The sequence below is a fragment of the Pseudomonas sp. GGS8 genome, assembly GCF_024168645.1.
In the GTDB taxonomy this organism is placed as follows: domain Bacteria; phylum Pseudomonadota; class Gammaproteobacteria; order Pseudomonadales; family Pseudomonadaceae; genus Aquipseudomonas.
This window is the reverse complement of record NZ_JALJWF010000001.1, coordinates 3364567-3384655: the sequence shown is the minus strand read 5'-3', so window position 1 is coordinate 3384655 and position 20089 is coordinate 3364567. Positions and strand designations below refer to the sequence as shown.

General features: G+C 60.1%; 21 protein-coding genes. 6 read left to right on the top strand and 15 right to left on the bottom strand.

The features are described from left to right. Window positions 1–53: 53 nt before the first annotated feature. The 8 genes from J3D54_RS15305 to J3D54_RS15270 form a co-directional block, all read right to left on the bottom strand. Entirely contained in the window at window positions 54–209 is a 156-nt protein-coding gene (locus tag J3D54_RS15305; RefSeq protein WP_253419626.1) for a stress protein, read from the bottom strand. 116 nt (window positions 210–325) lie between these two features. Continuing rightward, window positions 326–1675 carry a diguanylate cyclase gene (locus J3D54_RS15300; RefSeq protein ID WP_253419624.1) on the bottom strand — a complete coding sequence of 450 codons (1350 nt, stop codon included), beginning with the start codon at window positions 1673–1675 and terminating at the stop codon, window positions 326–328. 103 nt (window positions 1676–1778) lie between these two features. Further along, window positions 1779–2417, bottom strand: coding sequence for a LysE family translocator (locus J3D54_RS15295; protein ID WP_253419620.1), 639 nt, complete (start codon window positions 2415–2417; stop codon window positions 1779–1781). Between the two features lie 62 nt (window positions 2418–2479). Then, window positions 2480–2896, bottom strand: coding sequence for a fosfomycin resistance glutathione transferase (gene fos, locus J3D54_RS15290; protein WP_253419617.1), 417 nt, complete (start codon window positions 2894–2896; stop codon window positions 2480–2482). Between the two features lie 226 nt (window positions 2897–3122). Next, on the bottom strand, window positions 3123–4454 hold the full coding sequence (locus J3D54_RS15285; RefSeq protein ID WP_253419614.1) for an MFS transporter: 1332 nt from the start codon (window positions 4452–4454) through the stop codon (window positions 3123–3125). A gap of 186 nt (window positions 4455–4640) precedes the next feature. Further along, the gene (locus J3D54_RS15280; protein ID WP_253419611.1) at window positions 4641–5567 is read right to left on the bottom strand and encodes a hydroxymethylglutaryl-CoA lyase; all 927 of its coding nucleotides are present in this window, start codon (window positions 5565–5567) and stop codon (window positions 4641–4643) included. After that, a complete protein-coding gene (locus J3D54_RS15275) occupies window positions 5564–6757 on the bottom strand; it encodes a CaiB/BaiF CoA-transferase family protein (RefSeq protein WP_253419608.1) in 1194 nt (397 codons plus the stop codon). The genes J3D54_RS15280 and J3D54_RS15275 overlap by 4 nt, the downstream gene beginning before the upstream one ends. Window positions 6758–6942: 185 nt before the next feature. Continuing rightward, window positions 6943–7851 carry a LysR substrate-binding domain-containing protein gene (locus J3D54_RS15270; protein ID WP_253419605.1) on the bottom strand — a complete coding sequence of 303 codons (909 nt, stop codon included), beginning with the start codon at window positions 7849–7851 and terminating at the stop codon, window positions 6943–6945. A 240-nt stretch (window positions 7852–8091) separates the two neighbouring features. On the opposite strand from J3D54_RS15270, the gene J3D54_RS15265 reads away from it, so the two are divergent. Together J3D54_RS15265 and J3D54_RS15260 are read left to right on the top strand one after the other, a co-directional pair. Further along, window positions 8092–9327: an aminotransferase class I/II-fold pyridoxal phosphate-dependent enzyme gene (locus J3D54_RS15265; protein WP_253426631.1), complete on the top strand. Its 1236-nt coding sequence runs from the start codon at window positions 8092–8094 to the stop codon at window positions 9325–9327. Window positions 9328–9346: 19 nt separating this feature from the next. Then, window positions 9347–10513, top strand: a complete 1167-nt coding sequence (locus J3D54_RS15260; RefSeq protein WP_253419602.1) for an MFS transporter — start codon at window positions 9347–9349, stop codon at window positions 10511–10513. Here J3D54_RS15260 and yiaY read toward each other — a convergent pair. Then, complete coding sequence (gene yiaY, locus J3D54_RS15255) at window positions 10510–11658, bottom strand: L-threonine dehydrogenase (protein ID WP_253419599.1); 1149 nt, start codon at window positions 11656–11658, stop codon at window positions 10510–10512. The genes J3D54_RS15260 and yiaY overlap by 4 nt on opposite strands. 156 nt (window positions 11659–11814) lie before the next feature. On the opposite strand from yiaY, the gene J3D54_RS15250 reads away from it, so the two are divergent. Next, window positions 11815–12834 (top strand): DUF4917 family protein, encoded by a 1020-nt coding sequence (locus J3D54_RS15250; protein ID WP_253419596.1) that lies wholly within the window; start codon window positions 11815–11817, stop codon window positions 12832–12834. Window positions 12835–12987: 153 nt separating this feature from the next. Here J3D54_RS15250 and J3D54_RS15245 read toward each other — a convergent pair whose 3' ends face one another. After that, window positions 12988–13530: a helix-turn-helix domain-containing protein gene (locus J3D54_RS15245; RefSeq protein ID WP_253419593.1), complete on the bottom strand. Its 543-nt coding sequence runs from the start codon at window positions 13528–13530 to the stop codon at window positions 12988–12990. 109 nt (window positions 13531–13639) lie between these two features. Here J3D54_RS15245 and J3D54_RS15240 point away from each other — a divergent pair, with 109 nt between their 5' ends. Both J3D54_RS15240 and J3D54_RS15235 read left to right on the top strand, forming a co-directional pair. Further along, on the top strand, window positions 13640–14422 hold the full coding sequence (locus tag J3D54_RS15240; protein ID WP_253419590.1) for an aldolase: 783 nt from the start codon (window positions 13640–13642) through the stop codon (window positions 14420–14422). A gap of 29 nt (window positions 14423–14451) precedes the next feature. Beyond that, window positions 14452–15339 carry a dihydrodipicolinate synthase family protein gene (locus J3D54_RS15235; protein WP_253419588.1) on the top strand — a complete coding sequence of 296 codons (888 nt, stop codon included), beginning with the start codon at window positions 14452–14454 and terminating at the stop codon, window positions 15337–15339. A 130-nt stretch (window positions 15340–15469) separates the two neighbouring features. On the opposite strand, the gene J3D54_RS15230 is transcribed toward J3D54_RS15235, so the two are convergent. The 3 genes from J3D54_RS15230 to J3D54_RS15220 form a co-directional block, all read right to left on the bottom strand. After that, window positions 15470–15814, bottom strand: a complete 345-nt coding sequence (locus J3D54_RS15230; RefSeq protein ID WP_253419585.1) for a YegP family protein — start codon at window positions 15812–15814, stop codon at window positions 15470–15472. A gap of 92 nt (window positions 15815–15906) precedes the next feature. Further along, window positions 15907–16212, bottom strand: coding sequence for a ribbon-helix-helix domain-containing protein (locus J3D54_RS15225; RefSeq protein WP_007935755.1), 306 nt, complete (start codon window positions 16210–16212; stop codon window positions 15907–15909). Between the two features lie 14 nt (window positions 16213–16226). Beyond that, on the bottom strand, window positions 16227–16808 hold the full coding sequence (locus tag J3D54_RS15220; RefSeq protein WP_253419580.1) for a DJ-1/PfpI family protein: 582 nt from the start codon (window positions 16806–16808) through the stop codon (window positions 16227–16229). Window positions 16809–17112: 304 nt separating this feature from the next. On the opposite strand from J3D54_RS15220, the gene J3D54_RS15215 reads away from it, so the two are divergent. Continuing rightward, a complete protein-coding gene (locus J3D54_RS15215) occupies window positions 17113–18018 on the top strand; it encodes a DMT family transporter (RefSeq protein WP_253419577.1) in 906 nt (301 codons plus the stop codon). A 59-nt stretch (window positions 18019–18077) separates the two neighbouring features. On the opposite strand, the gene J3D54_RS15210 is transcribed toward J3D54_RS15215, so the two are convergent. Together J3D54_RS15210 and J3D54_RS15205 are read right to left on the bottom strand one after the other, a co-directional pair. Beyond that, window positions 18078–19292 carry an SAM-dependent methyltransferase gene (locus J3D54_RS15210; RefSeq protein ID WP_253419574.1) on the bottom strand — a complete coding sequence of 405 codons (1215 nt, stop codon included), beginning with the start codon at window positions 19290–19292 and terminating at the stop codon, window positions 18078–18080. A 133-nt stretch (window positions 19293–19425) separates the two neighbouring features. Next, window positions 19426–20043, bottom strand: a complete 618-nt coding sequence (locus J3D54_RS15205; RefSeq protein WP_018926845.1) for a TPM domain-containing protein — start codon at window positions 20041–20043, stop codon at window positions 19426–19428. Between the last annotated feature and the right edge of the window lie 46 nt (window positions 20044–20089).

Here is a 20089-nt window from a genome sequence, read left to right as displayed (position 1 = left end):
ATTAAAACGGGAGCTCGCGCCCCCGTCTATTAAACAAAAACCACCTTCACCTCTTACCGGGATTTCTGACCGCCTTTACGGCCCATGCCGCCTTTGGCAGGGTCTTTATCAACAGTCGTCGTGGTAGTTTTCCCACCTTTGCGAGCGGCTTCAGACGCCTTCGTTCGATCGATGGCGCTACCCGGGCTCGGATTTTTTGAAGTAGGCATGGTTCTCATCCTCTTGGTGATGATCACAGCGAGCAGACGCCCGCATAAGATATGAATTTCCATACCCAAAAAGGTTTAGAAAACCTGGCAACGTCGCGACGAACGGTGACGGTTTTTCAGACCCCGAGACGCGAATGGTGCTGGCGCTTGGCGGCGTACATCGCCTCATCGGCATGCCTGAACAGCTGTTGTTCTTCGGTGCCATGTTCGGGGTATCGCGCGACGCCGATGCTCGGCTGGATCGTCAGGTTGTGCCCGTCCAGACGCAGGGGCTGAACCAGCACCTGGCGGATTTTCCCCGCCACATTCTCGGCGTCTTCGGCGGCGTGGATACTGTGCAATAACACGACAAATTCATCACCACCAATGCGCGCCACTGTGTCGGTTTCGCGCACGCAGCCCTTGATCCGATTGGCGACCGCTTGCAGCAGCATGTCGCCGACGGCATGACCGAGGGTGTCATTGACTTGCTTGAAACGGTCGAGGTCGACGTAGAGCAACGCCATTCGTCCGGAGTCTACCCGGGCCAGCGCCAGCGAGGCTTTGAGGCGTTCGCGCAGCAATTCGCGATTGGGCAACTGAGTCAGTTGATCGTACTGGGCCATGCGCTGGAGCCGGGCATGCAATTGCTTGCGCTCGATCGCGGTGGCGACCTGGGCGCAAACATACTGCAGCAGCTCCTTGTCTTGTTCGGTGTAACGCTCGCCGCCCGGCATGCTTTTGACGATCAGCGCGCCAATGGTGCCATTCTGCGAACTCAAGGGTACGCCCAGCCAGCAGGGCGAATTCTGGCTCTCGACCAGCGCTGCAAACCCCTCAGGCAGATTGTCCTGATCCGGGGTCAGCAGGATCGGCAAGCCACTGCGAATCACTTCTGCGCACAAACGCCCGGTAACAGTCCCGGGCTCCTCGGGTTGCGGCTCATGGTCGTCGACGTGATAGGGGAAATTCAGCTGCGCACAGTGCTCGTCATACAGCGCCACGGAGAAATTCAACGCCGGCAGCCATTCACCAATGATCGAATGGATGCGTTTGAACAGCGCCAGCAAATCTTCCGCCGCGTGGGCCGCTTCGGAGATCGCATACAGCGCCGCTTGTCGGGACTCGGCCTGTTTGCGCTCGGTGATGTCGCGAGCCACGGCGATACGCAACTGATCGACCTCCGACCAGCGTGCCGACCAGAGAATGTGCACCACCCGGCCGTCCTTGCGCAGGTAACGATTTTCAAAGTTGAGCTTGGGCTCGCCGCCCATGATCTCCCGCGCGGCGTCGAGGGTGCGCTGTCGGTCGGCGGGATGTACCAAGTCGATCATCGACTGGCCGATCAACTCGTCGGGGGCGTATCCGAAAATGCGCTCGCAGGCCGCGCTGACAAATACGAAGCGACCTTGTTTGTCCACCGCACAAACGGCGTCCAGCAAGAGGTCGATGTAGCTCGCCAGTGGCGCGGAATTTCTGGTTTCCATGATGCCGAGAGCATGTCCGGACAATGCAACATTGAACAACCCTCCCTGACCGGTCATACGCCCGAGCGATGACTGTGCAGCCGACGCGTCCCTGCGCTCTGCCTCAAGCCTTGTTCGTCACCAGCCCCGGCAGCGCATGCACCAGGGCATTGATAGCGAAACCGATGAACATGACCCCGCATAATCGGGTGATCGCCAGTTCATGACGCTGATAAAACGTGCGCACCTGACGCGCACCGACGATGCCAATGAGAATAGCGTAGGCCAAAAGGCCACCAGTGAAGCTCAAGATGATCAACCAAGGCAACATTGACCAATGCAGCAACTCTGCACGGCTGGACAACAGCGCTGTAAACGTCGCCACCGCCACCGGGTATGCCTTGGGGTTGGTCAGGCCGAACAGGATGCCGTGCCAGAACGGCTGCCGCGCCGGGCCCTGAGGCGCCTCGGCACTGGCGCGACGAGCGCGAACCGCGCGCAGGCCCAGCCAGAACAAATAAAGCCCGCTGAGCACACCCAGCACATCGAACGCAGTGCTGCCGATTTCCCGCGCACCGACAATCGCGATCAGCGCAGTGCTGCACCAGACCACGTCGCCCAGCAAATGCCCGCACAGAAACCCCGCCCCGGCCCGCCGTCCGCGCGCCGCGCCGATGCCGAACACCGCCAGCACACCCGGTCCCGGCGTGATGCCATAAATGAAGCCCGAGGCGAGAACGGCCATTAGCAGCGATGGAGTCATGGGAATTCCTGTGGACGCCGGGTGAAGAGGCGCAATTCTATCTCAGGCCCCTGAACATCGGCTCACTGATCGTCGAAGAACTTCATCCCCGCATAGGGCAACTGCCGACAAGCCGCCAGCCGCGACGCCAGATCCCCGACATGCGCCTCAAGCTTGTGCCCATCCGGGTCGAGAAAATAGAACGACGCACCTTCGCTGCGGTTGTCCCGCCATTCCCGCACCTTGGTGGCTCGCAAGCGTTCGACGAACAACGGGAAAACCGCAGCATCGAGGCTGAAAGCGTAATGGGTGTAGTCGGCGGCGGGCGTGGATTCGCGCAGTGGATCGAGAGAAAGGCATAGCCACAGACCGGATAGCGAGAGATAGGCGCCGGTGTCCCAAGTCGCTTCAAGCTGAAGTTGCAGCAAATCGCGATAGAACACCACGCTGCGGTTCAGGTCGGTGACGGCGAGGGTCAGGTGGTTGAGGCCGGTTAGCATGGATCCAGTAACCTTGAGTCGCTCTGGGTGGTTGCGAACGGAGAGTACAGCTTAAACATCCTTGAGCGTAAAGCCGCTGGGGCGTTGTTGGCTGGGCCGTACGCCATCGCGGGCAAGCCCGCTCCCACAGGGATTGGCGGCGGGCACCAATCCTGTGCCCACCCCTTCAAGTCTAAATATACAAGCGAGCCTGCGCGCGATGGCGTCCGGCCCAGCACTGCACGCTTCAGAACTTGTCGAGCGTGCGCAGTTTCTGTGGCAACCCCCACAGCAACAAAGCCGCGGCGATCAACGCAGCGACGCCAATGACGTACAGCGCTGGAGTGGTGCTGCCGGTCAGGTCTTTGATCCGCCCGACCATGACCGGGCTGACGATCCCACCGAACTGGCCAAGGGTGTTGATCACCGCGATCCCACCGGCAGCGCCCGCTCCGGCGCCGGCCAGCAATTTCGGCGGCAAAGTCCAGAAGCTGGGGATGGACGCGATGATCCCGGCACCGAGCAAGCCCAGGGCGACAATCAGGAAGGTCGTGTGGTTGGCGAAAATTCCTGCGCAGAAGAACCCCACCGCGCCTACCGCCACCAGACCTGCGACAAACTTGCGCCGCTCGCCGGTGGCATCGGATAACCGCCCGATCACCACCATGCTGATGGCGCCGCAGATGTAGGGGATGGCGGTCAGCAAGCCGATCATCACCGGGCTCTCGGTGCCGGCACTGCGGATCAGTTGCGGTGCCCAGAAATTCAAGCCGTAGGACGCCACTTGAATCAGAAAGTAGATCAACCCCAATGTCAGGAAACCCGGAATCCGCAGCGCGGCCAGCAAGGAGCCGCCGCTCTTGTGGGGTTCGTGGTGAGCGATACGGCTGGCGAGCAGTGTCTTCTCCGACGGGCTCAACCAATGGGCGTCTTCAATGCGGTCCTTGAGTAAGGTCAGCACCAGCAAACCGAGGCCGATGCAAGGCACGCCACCGAGCAGAAACAGCCAATGCCAACCGCGCATATCGAGGAAGCCATCAAGGTGTTGCAGCACCAACCCGGAGAACGGGGCGCCAACCAGCCCGGCAAACGCCGACGCGAGAAACAGCATCGAGGTGATGCGCCCGCGATAGTGCTGCGGGAACCACAGCGTCAGGTAATACAGCACGCCCGGCGCAAAACCCGCCTCCATCGCGCCGATCACGAAACGCAGGGCGTAGAACTGCCATTCGCTGTTGACGAAGACCATGGCCGCCGTCGCGAGTCCCCACGACATCATGATCCGGGCGATCCAGCGTCGGGCGCCAACCTTGTAAAGCATCATGTTGCTCGGCACTTCGAAGATCACATAACCCACTACAAACAACCCGGCGCCGAGACCGTAAGCGGTGTCGCTCAGGCTCAGGTCGGTCTGTAGCTGGAACTTGGCGAAGCTGATGTTGATGCGGTCGAAAAACGCGAACAGATAACAGACCATGATCAGCGGCATCAGTCGCCAGGCAACTTTATGGACCAGGGCTTTTTCGGCGTCGTGGCTAACGGACGGGCTCACGCCCGCCTCCAGAACATTGAGGCTCATCGTGGTTTCTCCAGGCAGACTTCCCGTGGGAGTCCGATTGTTTTTGTTGTCTGGTTTAAGTGATCTGATTGGCTGCTTTTCTGTGGGAGCAGGCTTGCCCGCGATTGCGGTGCATCAGTCGACATCTAGGCTGGATGTGACTCAGTCATCGCGGGCAAGCCCGCTCCCACAGGTTTTTGGGTTGAGTCAGGACGGCGTCGGGTGCAAGTCGCAGTTACGTCCGGCCTTGGCGAGCTGCCCGGGCACTTCATGGCCCAGCAACGCGGGTAAGCCTCGCGACAATCGCAGCAACAACGGCAGGTCGATGCCAGTGTGAATGCCGACTTCATCGCACAGGTTGACCAAATCTTCGGTGCAGATATTGCCCGAGGCACCCGGTGCAAACGGGCAACCGCCAAGGCCACCGAGGGCCGCGTCGAAGCGCCGGGCACCGGCCTCATAGGCAGCCAGTACGTTGCACAGGCCGAGGCCTCGGGTGTTGTGGAAATGCAGAGTCAGATCCGCCGGTGAAACCCGCTGTAACACCCGTCGCACCAAGCGATCGACCTGGCGTGGATTGGCCATGCCAGTGGTATCGGCCAGGGTAATGCCCTGGATGCCGAGTTCCTGATAAGCCTCGACAATCTGCAGCACGCGGTCCTCATCGATCCCACCTTCGAACGGGCAACCAAAGGTCGTGGCGATGCTGCCGTTCAGCCGCACCGGCATACCGCGAACAAACTCGACGATCTCGCCAAACGCCGCCAATGACGCCTCGCAGCGCATCCGCATATTCGCCAGGTTATGGGTCTGGCTGGCGGACATCACCAGGTTCAGCTCATCGGCACCCGAGTCCAGTGCCCGTTGTGCGCCTTTGAGGTTAGGAATCAGCGCGACATAGATCACGCCCGACTGTCGAGCGATGCCCTTGAACACTTGCTCGCCATCGCGCAGCGCCGGAATCGCCTTGGGCGACACGAACGAACCGGCTTCGATACGGCTGAACCCCGCCAGCGACAACTGATCGACCAACGCAATCTTGTCGGCGGTTTCGACCCAGGTCGGCTCGATCTGCAAGCCGTCACGCGGGGAGACTTCCTGAACGATCAGGGTTTGGGAATAGTCAGTGATCATTGCACCACCCCTTCAGTTTTCAGCCGCTCAATGTCCAGCGCAGTCAGGCCCAGGCCAGCAAGAATGCCGTCGGTGTGTTGCCCCAGACTTGGCCCCGACCAGTTCACGCCACCGGGGGTCTCGGACAGTTTCGGAACGATGCCCGGCATCTTCACCGAGGCGCCACCCGGCAGTTCAGCGTTGAGCAGCATACCCCGCGCCTGATAGTGAGGATCGGCAACAATGTCGGCCACCGAATAGATGCGCCCGGCCGGGACTTCGGCAGCTTCCAGAGCAGCCAACACCTCATCGATCGGCAAGCTGCTGGTCCAGTGAGTGATGGCTGCGTCGAGCACATTACTTTTGGCGGCGCGGCCATCGTTATGCGCAAACTCTGGCGCTTCGGCCAAGTCGGCCCGGCCGATCACCGCCATCAGGCGTTTGTAGATCGGGTCACTGTTACCGGCGATCACCACGTAGGCACCGTCGGCGGTCAGATAAGTATTGGACGGCGCGATACCCGGTAACGCCCCGCCGCTGCGCTCACGCACATGACCGAGCATGTCGTATTCCGGCACCAGGCTTTCCATGACGTTGAACACGCTTTCGGCCAACGACACATCGACCACCTGCCCACCGCCCTGTCCGGTCTTGACCCGCAGCAGCGACATCAAGGCGCCGATGACCGCGTGCAGCGAAGCCAGGGAATCCCCCAGACTCACACCCACCCGGGCCGGCGGTGAACCGGGGGTGCCGGTGGTGTAGCGAATCCCGCCCATGGCCTCGCCGATCGCACCAAAACCCGGACGATCACGGTACGGGCCGGTCTGGCCATAACCGGAAATGCGCACCAGCGTCAGGTTGGGATTGAGGGCATGCAACACGTCCCAGCCCAGGCCGAGTTTCTCCAGCGCGCCGGGGCGCAGGTTTTCGATCAGCACATCGGCGTCGCTCGCCAGTTGCTTGACCAGTTCGATGCCTTCAGGGGATTTCAGATTCAGCGCCAGGGACTGCTTGTTTCGCGATTGCAGGTACCACCACAACGAAGTGCCTTCGTGCAGCTTGCGCCATTTACGCAGGGGATCGCCCTGGCCCATGGCTTCGATCTTGATCACTTCGGCACCGAACTCGGCCAGCATGCGCGCGGCAAACGGCGCGGCGATCAGCGTGCCGATCTCGATCACTTTGATTGCACTCAAGGGGGCAGTCATCGCGGGGGGACCTCTTGTTCTTGGAATATGCGCCAAGGCTAGAGGACCAAGTGGCATGGAATCCAACCTTCTGTTGGCAACGACCGTTCGCGAAACGCGAATGCCTGGCAGAAGAATTACCGCGACCTCAGGTCAGTCTTCGCGGGCTTGCCCGCGATGAGGCCCGTCCAACCATTCGAGAATGATCAGATCGCCCCGCGCAAATACTCAAACAACATCCGGCTCACCGGCGACAGCGCCGCTTGATCGCGCACCACCAGAATCAACGCACGATCCGACCAGTCATCCGTCAGCGGCACCGCGTGCAAACCCAATGCCCGGCCAAACAGTTCGTAAGCCTTTTGCGGCAGGATGCCGATGCCCATGTTGGCCTGGACCATCCGACACATGGCGTCGAACCCCGGCACATGAATCCGCAGCCTCAGCACCTTGCCGGCCTTGCGCGCGGCCGCATGGGTGCGCATGTTGATGGAACTGGCCGAATGCAGACCGACGTAATCACTGTCCAGCGTGTCGGCAAACGCCAGGGCCGAACGACTCGCCAGCGGATGATCGGCCGGCATCAGCACGACCAGTTTATCCTGGCGATAAACAACACTGTGCAGCCCTTTGACGTCGCTGTCGCTGGAGCAGATCCCGAGGTCCGCCACGCCATCGAGCACGCCCTGAATCACCCCGCTGCTGGGGCGTTCTTCGAGGTCGGTCTTGACCTGCGGATGGCGCGCAGAAAAGTCCCGCAGGTCTTCGGGCAGGAATTGAATGATCGCCGACAGGTTGGCGAGCATCCGCACATACCCCCGCACACCGTGGCTGTGTTCACCCAGTTCCAGACCCATTTTCTCGACGTTGAACAGCATCTGCCGGGCATGGTGCAGCAGGGTTTCACCGGCCGGCGTCAGCGTCATGCCCTTGGCCTGGCGCACGAACAGGCTGATGCCCAGCGCCTCCTCCAGCTCCATCAACCGCTTGCTGGCCGCCGACACCGCGATCGCTTCGCGGGCGGCGGCACGGGTCAAGGTGCCCTCTTCGTGGACGGCCACAAACAGCTGGAGAGTGATCAGGTCGAGGCGGCGGATCAGGCTTTTTTGCAGCATGGCAGGGCTCGATGATTTCGGTTCGACTGAGTCGGCAGGATAGCCCGGATTCGATTCGTGCCCGCCATCCAATTACCCACAGCACCCCGGGGCATCGCCCTACAACTAATTCTCTTACAACTCTCAGTACTACCGGAAACAGCCGATTCAAAGCCCATCGGGACTCTCTGTAAAGTCTGGCAATACACACAAACTGCAACAAACCCACGGATAGATTCACTCAAGGAATGTCACTCACACATGAACCAGATACCGTACACGGCGCGCACCTTCACCAACTACCGCAAACTCGTTTCCTTGGCCGATCATGATTGGGAGACCGCCGAAACCGGAAAAATCGCGGGGCTCAACGTTGAGATAAAAAGTGCCAACCGCATGCTCGATCAGTACGGGCGAGCGTTTCATCATTTCTGTACGACGTCATACCTGGGTCTGGATCACCATCCCGATATTCTCGACGGTGCCATGACCACGCTGTGGGAAACCGGCACACTTCGCATCGCCAATTCAAAGAACCGCTGCAAGCTGGCAATTCTGGACCAATACGAAACCGAACTGTCCGAGTTGTTCGGCGCCAGTTGCCTGAGCACTCTGTCGTGCAGTGCAGCGAGTGCCGGGATCCTGCCGCTGCTGGCCAGCGGCGTATTCACGGAAAATCGCCCTCCAGTGATGGCTTTCGACCGGTTGGCGCATTACTCGATGAATCACCTCAAAGCCGCCTGTGCCGATGAAACCAAGGTCGTGACGTGCCCGCATAACGACATGGACTTCCTCGAATCGCTGTGTCAACAGCACACCAGGGTCGCGTATGTCGCCGACGGCGCCTACAGCATGGGCGGGGTTGCGGACATGGACAGCCTTTTATATCTGAAGGACCGCTACGGGCTGTTTCTGTATCTGGACGATTCCCACGCGCTTTCCGCTGTAGGAACATTCGGCGCCGGTCTTGTGCGTCCCAGGCTGCATACCCTGGATGATGACTGCCTCATTGTCGCTTCGCTGGCCAAGTCGTTCGGCGCCAGTGGCGGTCTGGTGATGCTGGGCAGTGAACGGCAGAAGAAGCTCATTGCGCGTTACGGCGGCCCCAGCAACTGGTCGCAAAGCCTGAACAGTGCAGCCATTGGCGCGGGCCGGGCATCCATCCAGTTACACCACACCCTGGAATTCGCTGCGCTGCAGGAAAAGCTTCAGGTTAATATCCGCCTCTTTGACAGCCTCATACGAACCGAACAACACAACAGCAACATGGCGATTCGACTGGTCAATTGCGGTGAGGCATCGCTGGCCAACAACATCGCCATTGAACTGGCCAATCACGGATTCTTCACCTCGGCAGTCTTTTTCCCGATGGTTGCACAAGGCAAGGCAGCCATCAGAATCACCCTGCGCGCCGACATGGAGACGACGCTGATCCGCCATTTCTGTGAACTCATCACCGAGCTTTTACGCACGCACGGCCGGGACATCGGCGGCTGAAAAAAACAGGGAAGATCAAATGAAGAGCAGCACCACCCTCCTCATCACCTGCTGCACGGTTTTTCTCGCTCAATTGGGCATGAGCATTTACCTGTCGGCGCTGCCGGAAATTGCCGGTGATCTGTCCGCCGATGCCTCGCAGGTTTCATGGGGATTGGCGGTGTATCTGATCGGCATGGCGCTGCCGATGCTGTTCTGGGGCAGCCTGGGCCAGCGCATTGGCCGCAAACCAGTGTTGCTCGCGGCGCTCGGCCTGTATGGGCTGGGCAACCTGGCCCTGCCCCTGGGCCAGACGCTTGAGTCGTTCCTGGTTTTTCGCCTGATTCAGGGGGTTGGCGCCAGCGGGATTTCAGTCATGGCCCGGGTGCTGATCCGCGACAGTTTTCGCGGCGACTTGCTAGCCAAGGCATTGTCCTGGATATCGATTTCCTTTGTGGTGGCGCTGGGCATCGGTCAATACCTGGGGTCGATCATCCAGGTGGCGCTGGGCTGGTCGGCGATTTTCTACTTATTGGGTGGTGTGAGCCTGTTGATGGCGGTGGTGGTGGCGCGGGTCACGTTCCCGATGCTGGCAGAAGAGAACACACCATCATCCGCCTGGACGAGCTACGGGCACATTCTGCGTCATCGGGCCTTCCTGTTACCGGCCCTCACCGGAGGCTTGGGGTATGGGGTGATTGTCGCGTTCAACACCGCTGCGCCGCTGATTCTGCAAGGCGCCTTCAAGTGGTCGGCAGTGGAATACGGCTTGTTGGGCTGGCCAATCAGCGCGGCGTACTTTCTCGGGGCCGTGGCGGTCAATCGCTTCGTATTGCGTACCGGTCAGCGATGGCTGATGACAGCGGGCGTCGGGCTGATACTGGCCGGCAGCGCAGTCATGTTGCTGGGTAGCCTTGCAGGCACCTCTATCGCGCTGCTGTTCTGGTTGCCCTATTGCTTTGCAGTATTCGGCCAATCGCTGATTTACCCGATCAGCCTGTCCCTGGCCAACCACGGCTCGCCGGTCGGCGGAGCTTATGCGATGGCACTGAGTGGCTTCATTCACCAACTGATGGCCGCCATTATCGGCGGTATCGCCAGCCTGGCAGCCAGCCAGCAGGCATGGCCGTTGTCGTTGTTATGCACCTTGCTGGCCTTGGGCGCGTTGCTTTGCGTAGTGCTCGCGCCCGGCCGTCGAAACGCTTAGAACGCGCTGCGGAAAATCTCCTCGATCTGCCGCTGATCCGCTGCCCGTGGATTGGTCAGTCCGCAGGCGTCTTTGAGGGCATTGCTGGCAAGGACCGGGATGTCATTGAGCCTGGCACCGAGCTCACGCAAACCGGCGGGAATGTCTACATCCCTGGCCAGGCTGCGGATCGCCGCGATCGCCGCCTGCGCGCCCTCTTCCGGACTGAGCCCGCGAATGTCAGCCCCCATCGCGTGGGCAACGTCGGTCAGGCGCGGAGCACAAACCAGCGCGTTGAAGCTTTGCACGTGAGGTAGCAATACCGCGTTGCACACGCCATGGGGCAAGTCGTAGAACCCGCCTAACTGGTGGGCCATCGCGTGAACATAACCAAGGGACGCATTGTTGAACGCCATGCCCGCCAGGAATTGCGCGTAAGCCATGTTTTCCCGCGCGCTCATGTCGCTACCGTGCTGTACAGCCAGGCGCAGGTTGTTGCTGATCAACGTGACGGCTTTCAGCGCACAGGCATCGGTAATCGGGTTGGCTGCCGTGGAGACGTAGGCTTCGATGGCATGGGTCAATGCGTCCATGCCGGTGGCGGCGGTCAGGCCCTTGGGCATGGCGACCATCAACGCCGGGTCGTTGACTGACAGCAGCGGCGTAACGTTGCGGTCGACGATGGCCATTTTTACGTGGCGCGATTCATCGGTGATGATGCAGAAACGGGTCATCTCGCTGGCAGTGCCGGCGGTGGTGTTGATCGCGATCAGCGGCAGTTGGGGTTTGGCCGACCGATCGACACCTTCGTAATCACGAATCGTCCCACCGTTAGTGGCGCACAAGGCGATACCCTTGGCGCAGTCGTGAGGCGAACCACCGCCCAGAGACACCACGAAGTCACAGCGACTTTCCTTGAGCAGACCCAGGCCAAGTTCGACGTTGGCAATGCTCGGATTCGGCTTGGCACCGTCGAAAATCACCGAGTCGATGTCCTGCAACGCCAGTTTCTCGGCAATCCTTGATGCCACGCCAGCCTTGGCCAGCCCGGCGTCAGTGACAATCAGCGCCTTGCGCAAACCATACTTGCCAATGGCGTCCATGGCTTCGTCGAGGCAACCGGTGCCCATGATGTTCACAGCGGGAATGAAAAACGTACTGCTCATGCGCGAGTCTCCTGGCTGAAACCGAATCGACAATGCCGATTCGGCGGGTGCGCACAGGGTCGACCGATCAGTCACGCGGTATGTTGATCTGGCTCAACGCCTGAGCGTGATAAAGTCGCCGTCCATCAGACCTTTTGCTTCGAGACGACAAACGCAATGACCGATTTCCAGGATGTCGATGCCCAACTTGAAGACTGGAACGCCTTGCGCACCACCGCCTCGTTCGGCGGCCTGCTGGTGGGTAACGGTGCCAGCCGCGCCGTGTGGGACGACTTCGGCTACGACTCGCTGTTCGAAAACGCCCGCACCGTCGAAGAAAAACCGCTGAGCCAGTCCGAGCTGAGCGTGTTCGACGCGATGCAGACGCGCAGTTTCGAGCAGGTTCTCGGCGCGCTGAAAACCACTAGCCGGGTCAACAAGGCCCTGGCCGTCAGCTCCGCAGCACCGCGCAATCGCTATTACGCGATCAAGGAAGCGCTGATCAACACCGTGCACGCGGTGCACATCCCGTGGCGGCTGGTGAAGCCTTCGACGCTGGCGACGATCAATCAGGAACTGGGCAGCTATCGGACGGTGTTCACCACCAACTACGACTTGCTCAGCTATTGGGCGATCCAGCATCGACCGGACGTCGTAACCGACTTGTTCCAGGGCGACGAACCGGGCTTCGATCTGAGCGCCAGCGCCACCGACAAGCCGCGGTTGCTGTACCTGCACGGCGGCTTGCATCTGGTGCGCAATCAGGACGGCACGGCACGCAAACTGATGTCGACCGAAGGGACGTTGCTGGGCAATTTCGCGATCAACAATACGATCAAGACCCTCGACGACGTGCCGCTGTTCGTCAACGAAGGCCCGGCGCAAGACAAACTCAAGACGATTCGCAGTTCGGATTACCTGTCGTTCTGCTACGACCAGTTACTGGGCCATGGCGACGGGTTGTGCATCTTCGGGCAGGCCCTTGGCGAGCAGGACAGTCACATCGTTCATGCGTTGCGCCAGGCGAAACCGAAAGTCGTAGCGATCTCGATTTACCCACGCAGCAAGGCGTTCATCCAGCATCAGAAACGGCATTACGCGAAGGTGTTCGAGGGCACGGGTGTGGCGTTGCGGTTTTTTGATTCGAAGACCCATGCGCTGGGTAACCCTAAGCTGACCGTGCCGGTCGAGGTCTGATCTGTGGCGAGGGGGCTTGCCCCCGTTGGGTTGTGAAGCGGCCCCCCTAGTATCTTCAGTCACACCGAGTTCTCTGGTTTTACGACTGCTGCGCAGCCGAACGGGTCGATGCGGCGTTCCGACAAGCCCCCTCGCCACAAAACCCCGATGACTTCATTCCTCGCTGCTATGCACCACCACCAGCAACTGCGCCTGCGCCTCGCCCACTGATCTGAGGCGATGCGGTTTCTGCGCATTGAAGTGCAGCGCATCCCCACGGTTGAGCAGCACTCGCTCGTTCATAAAGTCCACTTCCACCTGCCCTTCATGAACGAACAGAAACTCTTCCCCCAGATGTTCCTTGAAGGTTTTGTCGGTGAACTCACTCGGCGGGTAAATGATGAACGGCAACAGGCTGCGCTCACTGACCTGATGGGCCAGCACCGCATAACCCGGGCTCTGGTCATTGGCGGCCAGGGACTGGCGTTCGTCGCTGCGCACCAGGCTGTAGCTGTCGAGGCTGACGTTGTCTTCGGAAAACAATTCCTCGACTTTCACGTTCAGCGCCTTGGCCAATTTCAGCGCTGCGGCGATCGACGGGGTATTCAACCCGCGCTCGACTTTCGACAGATAGCTCTTGGTCATGCCGGATTTTTCGGCCAAGCCCTCCAGCGTCACGCCAAGTTTTTTTCTCAGTAATTTCAAACGGATAGACATGTAGAGCGATTAATCCATCAAGGAGGCAACGATTTGTCCTTGCCAATGACACAATGTGTCATATAGCCTCTTTAGTGTCATTTGCATGCCCCACCCAAAGGACACCGATATGGCCAAGACATTAGCACTACCCAAGGAGCAACTGGTCAAACAAGCGCTGACACAGATGCAAAACACCCTGGCGGATAATACGTGGACCGACCGGCAAAAGCTGGCCCTGACCTGCCGCATTCTGTTCGAAAACGGCCACGACTCCGGCCTGGCCGGGCAAATTACCGCTCGCGGCCCGCAGCCGGGTACTTATTACACGCAGCAACTGGGGCTGGGTTTCGATGAGGTCACCGCAGGCAATCTGTTGCTGGTCAACGAAGACCTGGAAGTGCTTGAAGGCCACGGCATGCCCAACCCGGCCAACCGCTTCCACAGCTGGGTGTACCGCGCCCGGCCGGACGTGAACTGCATCATTCATACGCACCCGACTCACGTCGCGGCGCTGTCCATGCTGGAAGTACCGCTGCAGATTTCCCACATGGACCTCTGCCCGCTCTACGACGACTGCGCCTTTCTCGAGGGCTGGCCGGGAGTGCCGGTGGGCAACGAAGAAGGCGAACTGATTGCCGGGGCCTTGGGCGACAAGCGGGCGATCCTGCTTTCCCACCACGGCCAGTTGTCCACCGGCGCGACCATTGAAGAAGCCTGCGTCATTGCGCAACTGATCGAACGCGCAGCGAAGTTGCAGTTGCTGGCCATGGCCGCAGGTGTGATCAAACCGATTCTTCCCGAGCTGGGCCGTGAAGCCCACGACTGGATATCCAAGCCCAAGCGCCACGCCGCCGCGTTCAACTACTACGCCCGGCAGAACCTGCGCCAACACGCCGATTGCCTGCACTGACCCCACTCATTCTTGAAAGGAGAGACGCCATGTCGACCGCAAACATTCACGGCATCATCGGCTACACCATCACCCCGTTTACCGCCCATGACGAAGGTGTCGATTTCGACGTGCTAGGGCGTTCCATCGACCGCCTGATCGACAGCGGTGTCCACGCCATCGCCCCATTGGGCAGCACCGGCGAAGGCGCTTATTTGAGCGACGCGGAATGGGATCAGGTCAGCGAATTCAGCCTCCGCCACGTGGCCAAACGCGTCCCGACCATTGTCAGCGTGTCCGACCTGACCACCGCCAAAGCCGTGCGCCGCGCGCGTTTCGCCGAAGCCCACGGCGCCGATGTGGTGATGGTACTGCCAGCGTCGTACTGGAAACTCAGCGAAGCGGAAATCCTCGCCCACTACCGCGCCATCGGCGAGAGCATCGGCGTGCCGATCATGCTCTACAACAACCCGGCCACCAGCGGCACCGACATGTCGGTGGAGTTGATCCTGCGGATTTTCAACGCGGTCGACAACGTCACCATGGTCAAGGAGAGCACTGGCGATATTCAGCGCATGCACAAACTGCAACTGCTGGGCGAGGGCCAGGTGCCGTTCTATAACGGCTGCAATCCATTGGCGCTGGAAGCGTTCGCGGCCGGCGCCAAAGGCTGGTGCACGGCGGCACCGAACCTGATCCCGGAGCTCAATCTCGATTTGTACGAAGCTGTATTGGCCAATGATCTGAGCAAGGCTCGCGAACTGTTCTATCGCCAGTTGCCGCTGCTGGACTTCATCCTTAAGGGCGGTCTGCCGGCGACCATCAAGGCTGGTTTGCGCCTGACCGGGCTGGAAGCGGGTGACCCGCGGTTGCCGGTGTTTGCGTTGGGTGAGGCTGGTCGTAGTCAGTTGCAGGGTATGTTAAACGCATTGCGCTGATCTTCAGCCACACACAAAACCACTGTGGGAGCGGGCTTGCCCGCGATAGCGATCGTACATCCAACCTCTTCGTTGAATGTCAGGCCGTCATCGCGGGCAAGCCCGCTCCCACAGTTGAACAGCGGTGTGCTTAGAACACCGGCAAAGTTTTGTCCTTGATCACCGTGGTCGGGCCGTTGGCCTTGACGCTGGCGATGCCTTTTTCCCTCGCAGCATCGGATGAATAAGACTCGCTGCTGCCAATGATCTCGTGGTTACCGGCCTTCAGATTGAAGTAAGGATGGCCATCCTTGGTGTTTTTTTTCTCGTAGCGTTCGTCCAGCGGGCTATTGGCCTGGACCGAGGCGATACCGCTGTCGGCCGCTTTGCGCGTGGTGTACAGCTCACTGACCAGAATGGTTTCGGCGTTGGCCGCTTTCAACACAAACTTGAACTGACCATTGCCGGTTTTGCTCACTTCGTACCATCCAGACATGCTTGTTCTCCTTGGCGATTGAGAGGTTTCGCGCTTCAGAGTAAAGACCACCCCGCTGCTTCTGTCGCTGGCAAGGTCACCTGACAATCTCGCTACTTCACCACCGCCCGCACCACCGACAACTCAGGTGCCTGCACCCGGCGCTGGCTCAAATAGCGCATGCAACTGACCCGCAAGAACGAGGCGAAATTCACCACTTCGCCGCGGTAGTCCATCACCTCTTCATACAATTTGGCGATCAACTGATTGGTGGTCATACCGTCGACCTCGGCGATTTCACTGAGGATGTCCCAGAACTGATTCTCCAGCCGCAGGGTGGTGACCACCCCGCAGATGCGCAGCGAGCGGGAGCGCGATTCGTAGAGAATCGGGTCGGCCTTGACGTAGAGCTCGCACATGGACAGGTCCCTCGTTACAGCGTGATTTTGGTACCCAGCAACCCGAGAAAACCGGCCAGCCAGCTTGGGTGCGCCGGCCAGGCCGGGGCAGTGGCCAGATTGCCTTGAACGTGGCCTTCCGTCACCGGGATATCGATGTACGTACCACCCGCCAGGCGCACTTCCGGGGCACAGGCCGGGTAGGCGCTGCACTCGCGACCTTCAAGAATCCCGGCGGCGGCCAGCAATTGCGCGCCGTGACACACAGCGGCGATCGGTTTGCCAGCCTTGTCGAACGCTTGCACCAGCGCCAGGACTTTTTCGTTCAGGCGCAGGTACTCCGGCGCACGACCACCCGGGATCAGCAGCGCGTCGTAGTCCGCCGCTTCGACCTTGGCAAAATCGAAGTTCAGGGCAAACAGATGACCGGGTTTTTCGCTGTAGGTCTGGTCGCCTTCGAAGTCATGAATTGCCGTGCGCACGGTCTGGCCGGCGGTTTTGTCCGGGCAAACGGCATGCACCGTGTGGCCGACCATCAGCAGCGCCTGGAAGGGCACCATCACTTCGTAGTCTTCGACGTAATCGCCGACCAGCATCAGAATTTTTTTAGCAGCCATGGGGAGGACTCCTCTGGAAAATGCGTGGGCCTGCAGGAGTATTCAAGGTAGTCCTTATCCGGCGGGTCGGGTAATAACCATCTACTACCTGATGGACCGCGTCATCGTTCATCGCGGGCAAGCCACGCTCCCACAGGTACTGTATTGTTCTTGAGGGCGATGCAAAACCTGTGGGAGCGTGGCTTGCCCGCGATGGCGGCCTCAAACTGTACGGATAACTCTGCGCCTAGCTGTAACAGAGCAACGTCCCCGGTTTATGGCTAGATGAAGGCTCTTCCCGCCATCCTCGATTCTGGTTGCCATCATGTCCTCGCGCGAAAACACCGGCATGGCCCTCGGCCTGCTCGGCGTCGTTATCTTCAGCCTGACCCTGCCCTTCACACGGATCGTCGTGCAGGAACTCCACCCGCTGCTCAACGGCCTCGGCCGGGCGCTGTTCGCGGCGATTCCAGCTGCGCTGCTATTACTGTGGCGCCGGGAAAAATGGCCGACCTGGAAACAGATCAAAGGCCTGACACTGGTGATAGCGGGCGTCATCCTCGGCTTCCCGGTGCTGTCGGCCTGGGCCATGCAGACGCTGCCCGCCTCCCACGGCGCACTGGTCAACGGCTTGCAACCACTGTGCGTGGCGCTGTATGCCGCGTGGCTGTCCCATGAGCGTCCATCGAAAGCCTTCTGGGCCTGCGCCGCGCTGGGCAGTGCGCTGGTACTCGGTTATGCGCTGATCAGCGGCGCCGGCAGCATTCAGCCCGGTGACTTGCTGATGCTCGGGGCGATTGCCGTGGGCGGACTGGGTTATGCCGAAGGCGGCCGGCTGGCCAAGGAGATGGGCGGCTGGCAGGTGATCTGCTGGGCGTTGGTGCTGTCGACGCCGCTGCTGATCGGGCCGGTGTTGTACCTGGCGCTGCAACATCAGGGCGAGATTTCGGCCAGGACCTGGTGGGCCTTCGGTTATGTCTCGCTGTTTTCGCAGTTCATCGGGTTCTTTGCCTGGTACGCCGGGCTGGCCATGGGCGGCATTGCCCGGGTCAGTCAGATCCAGCTGCTGCAGATCTTCTTCACCATCGCGTTTTCGGCGTTGTTCTTCGGTGAGCACGTCGAGCCAATTACCTGGCTGTTTGCTGCCGGGGTGATCGTGACGGTGATGTTGGGGCGCAAGACCGCAGTCAAACCCCATGTGGGAGCGAGCCTGCTCGCGAAGGGGCCATAACATTCAACATCCAGATTGACTGTTACACCGCCTTCGCGAGCAGGCTCGCTCCCACAGGATCAGAGGTAGCCGTCAGCCCGCAGCAGGGTTTCCAGGCAATGCTCGCTGATGTGGTAGAAATCCTTCAGTTCCTGGATCTTCACCAACAACTGAGCCGGGTCCACCGGCTCGGCGCGTTTGACCGCCAGAATCATCTTGTTCTTGTTGGTGTGGTCCAGTGAGATGAACTCGAACACCTTGGTCTCGTAACCGCAGGCTTCCAGGAACAGTGCACGCAAACTGTCGGTGACCATTTCCGCCTGCTGCCCCAGGTGCAGGCCGTATTGCAGCATTGGCTTAAGCAGCGCCGGGCTCTGGATCTGCAGGCGGATCTGCTTGTGGCAGCACGGCGAGCACATGATGATCGAAGCGCCGGAACGAATGCCGGTGTGAATCGCATAGTCGGTGGCGATGTCGCAGGCATGCAGGGCGATCATCACATCCAGCTCGCTCGGCGCCACGCTGCGCACATCACCGCATTTGAACACCAGCCCCGGATGCTCCAGTTTCGCCGCCGCGCTGTTGCACAGCTTGACCATGTCTTCGCGCAGCTCGACGCCGGTCACTTCACCCTCGGCTTTCAGGGTGTTGCGCAGGTAGTCATGGATCGCGAACGTCAGGTAACCCTTGCCCGAGCCGAAATCCGCCACCCGCACCGGTTTGTCCAGCGCCAGCGGCGATGAGGTCAGCGCATGGCTGAAGACTTCGATGAACTTGTTGATTTGCTTCCACTTGCGCGACATCGCCGGGATCAATTCATGTTGCGCGTTGGTCACGCCGAGGTCGTTGAGGAACGGCCGGCTCAGGTCGAGGAAGCGGTTCTTCTCGCGGTTATGCTCGGCAGACGGCACTTCACGCAATTGCTGAGGCTTGCTCTTGAACAGCGAAGATTTGCCCTTTTTGCTGTATTCGAGCTGGGCTTCGTCGGTCAATGACAGTAAATGCGCATTTTTGAACGACGCCGGTAACAGCGCGGCAATGCTCGCCACACCTTCGGCAATCGGCAGGTTCTTGGTGATGTCGCGGGTCTTGTAGCGATAGACGAAGGACAGGCACGGCTGATCCTTGACCGTCAGCTGCTTGATGATCAGCCGCTGCAAGTCCGCTTCGCCGCCAACGTACTTGGCCAGCACCAGTTTGATGAAGGCATTGGCGTCCAGGCTGTTTTGCAGCAGGTCGATGAACTGGGCGTGGTGATCCGGCGCGAGGCTGGCGGGAGTGACGGTGACAGACATGGAAAAAACGGCCTCGGGCGGTGCGAATCGGGGAATGGCGGGTATTTTAGGGGGGATGGCCGTTCGGGACACGCAGTTATTTACCAAACGGTGCGATCCTAGAAAGAACGAGTCGTTGCCGGGAATCGGATGTTTAGCTCAACACCACCAACCGATTCGGCAATTCATTGCGCACTTGGGTCACCGGCACATGCACCTTGAGCAACTCGCCGCACGCCTCGATGCACGTCACAAACCCCTGCAACGTCTGCCCCTGCTTCACCTGCTGGGTAAACGTCGCCACAATCGCGTCCCAATTCTTGTTGTCCAGCCGTTTGGAAATCCCTTCATCCACCAGAATTTCCACGTAACGCTCGGCCTCGGAGACAAAAATCAGCATGCCGGTGCCGCCCACGGTGTGGTGCAGGTTCTGCTCCAGGAACTGCCGACGCGCCAGGTTCGACGCACGCCAGTGACGGACCGAGCGCGGGATCAGGCGCGTGGTGACTTTCGGAATCCGGAACACCAGGCACAACACGATGAAGCTCACCCATTGCACCAGCAACAAACTGTGCATGGTCAGCCAGCCGGTCAGGTAATGCACGATACCCGGCACCACCAGCGCCAGCAGACTGGCCCAGAGCAGCGGAATATACGCATAGTCGTCGGCGCGGGCCGCGAGCACTGTCACCAGCTCGGCGTCGGTGTCGCGCTCGACCCGGGCAATCGCCTCGGCGACTTTGCGTTGTTCGTGTTCAGTCAGTAATGCCATGTTTATGAGTGCCTGCTCGCTATTGTTGTTGTGTTTGCTGCCGTGT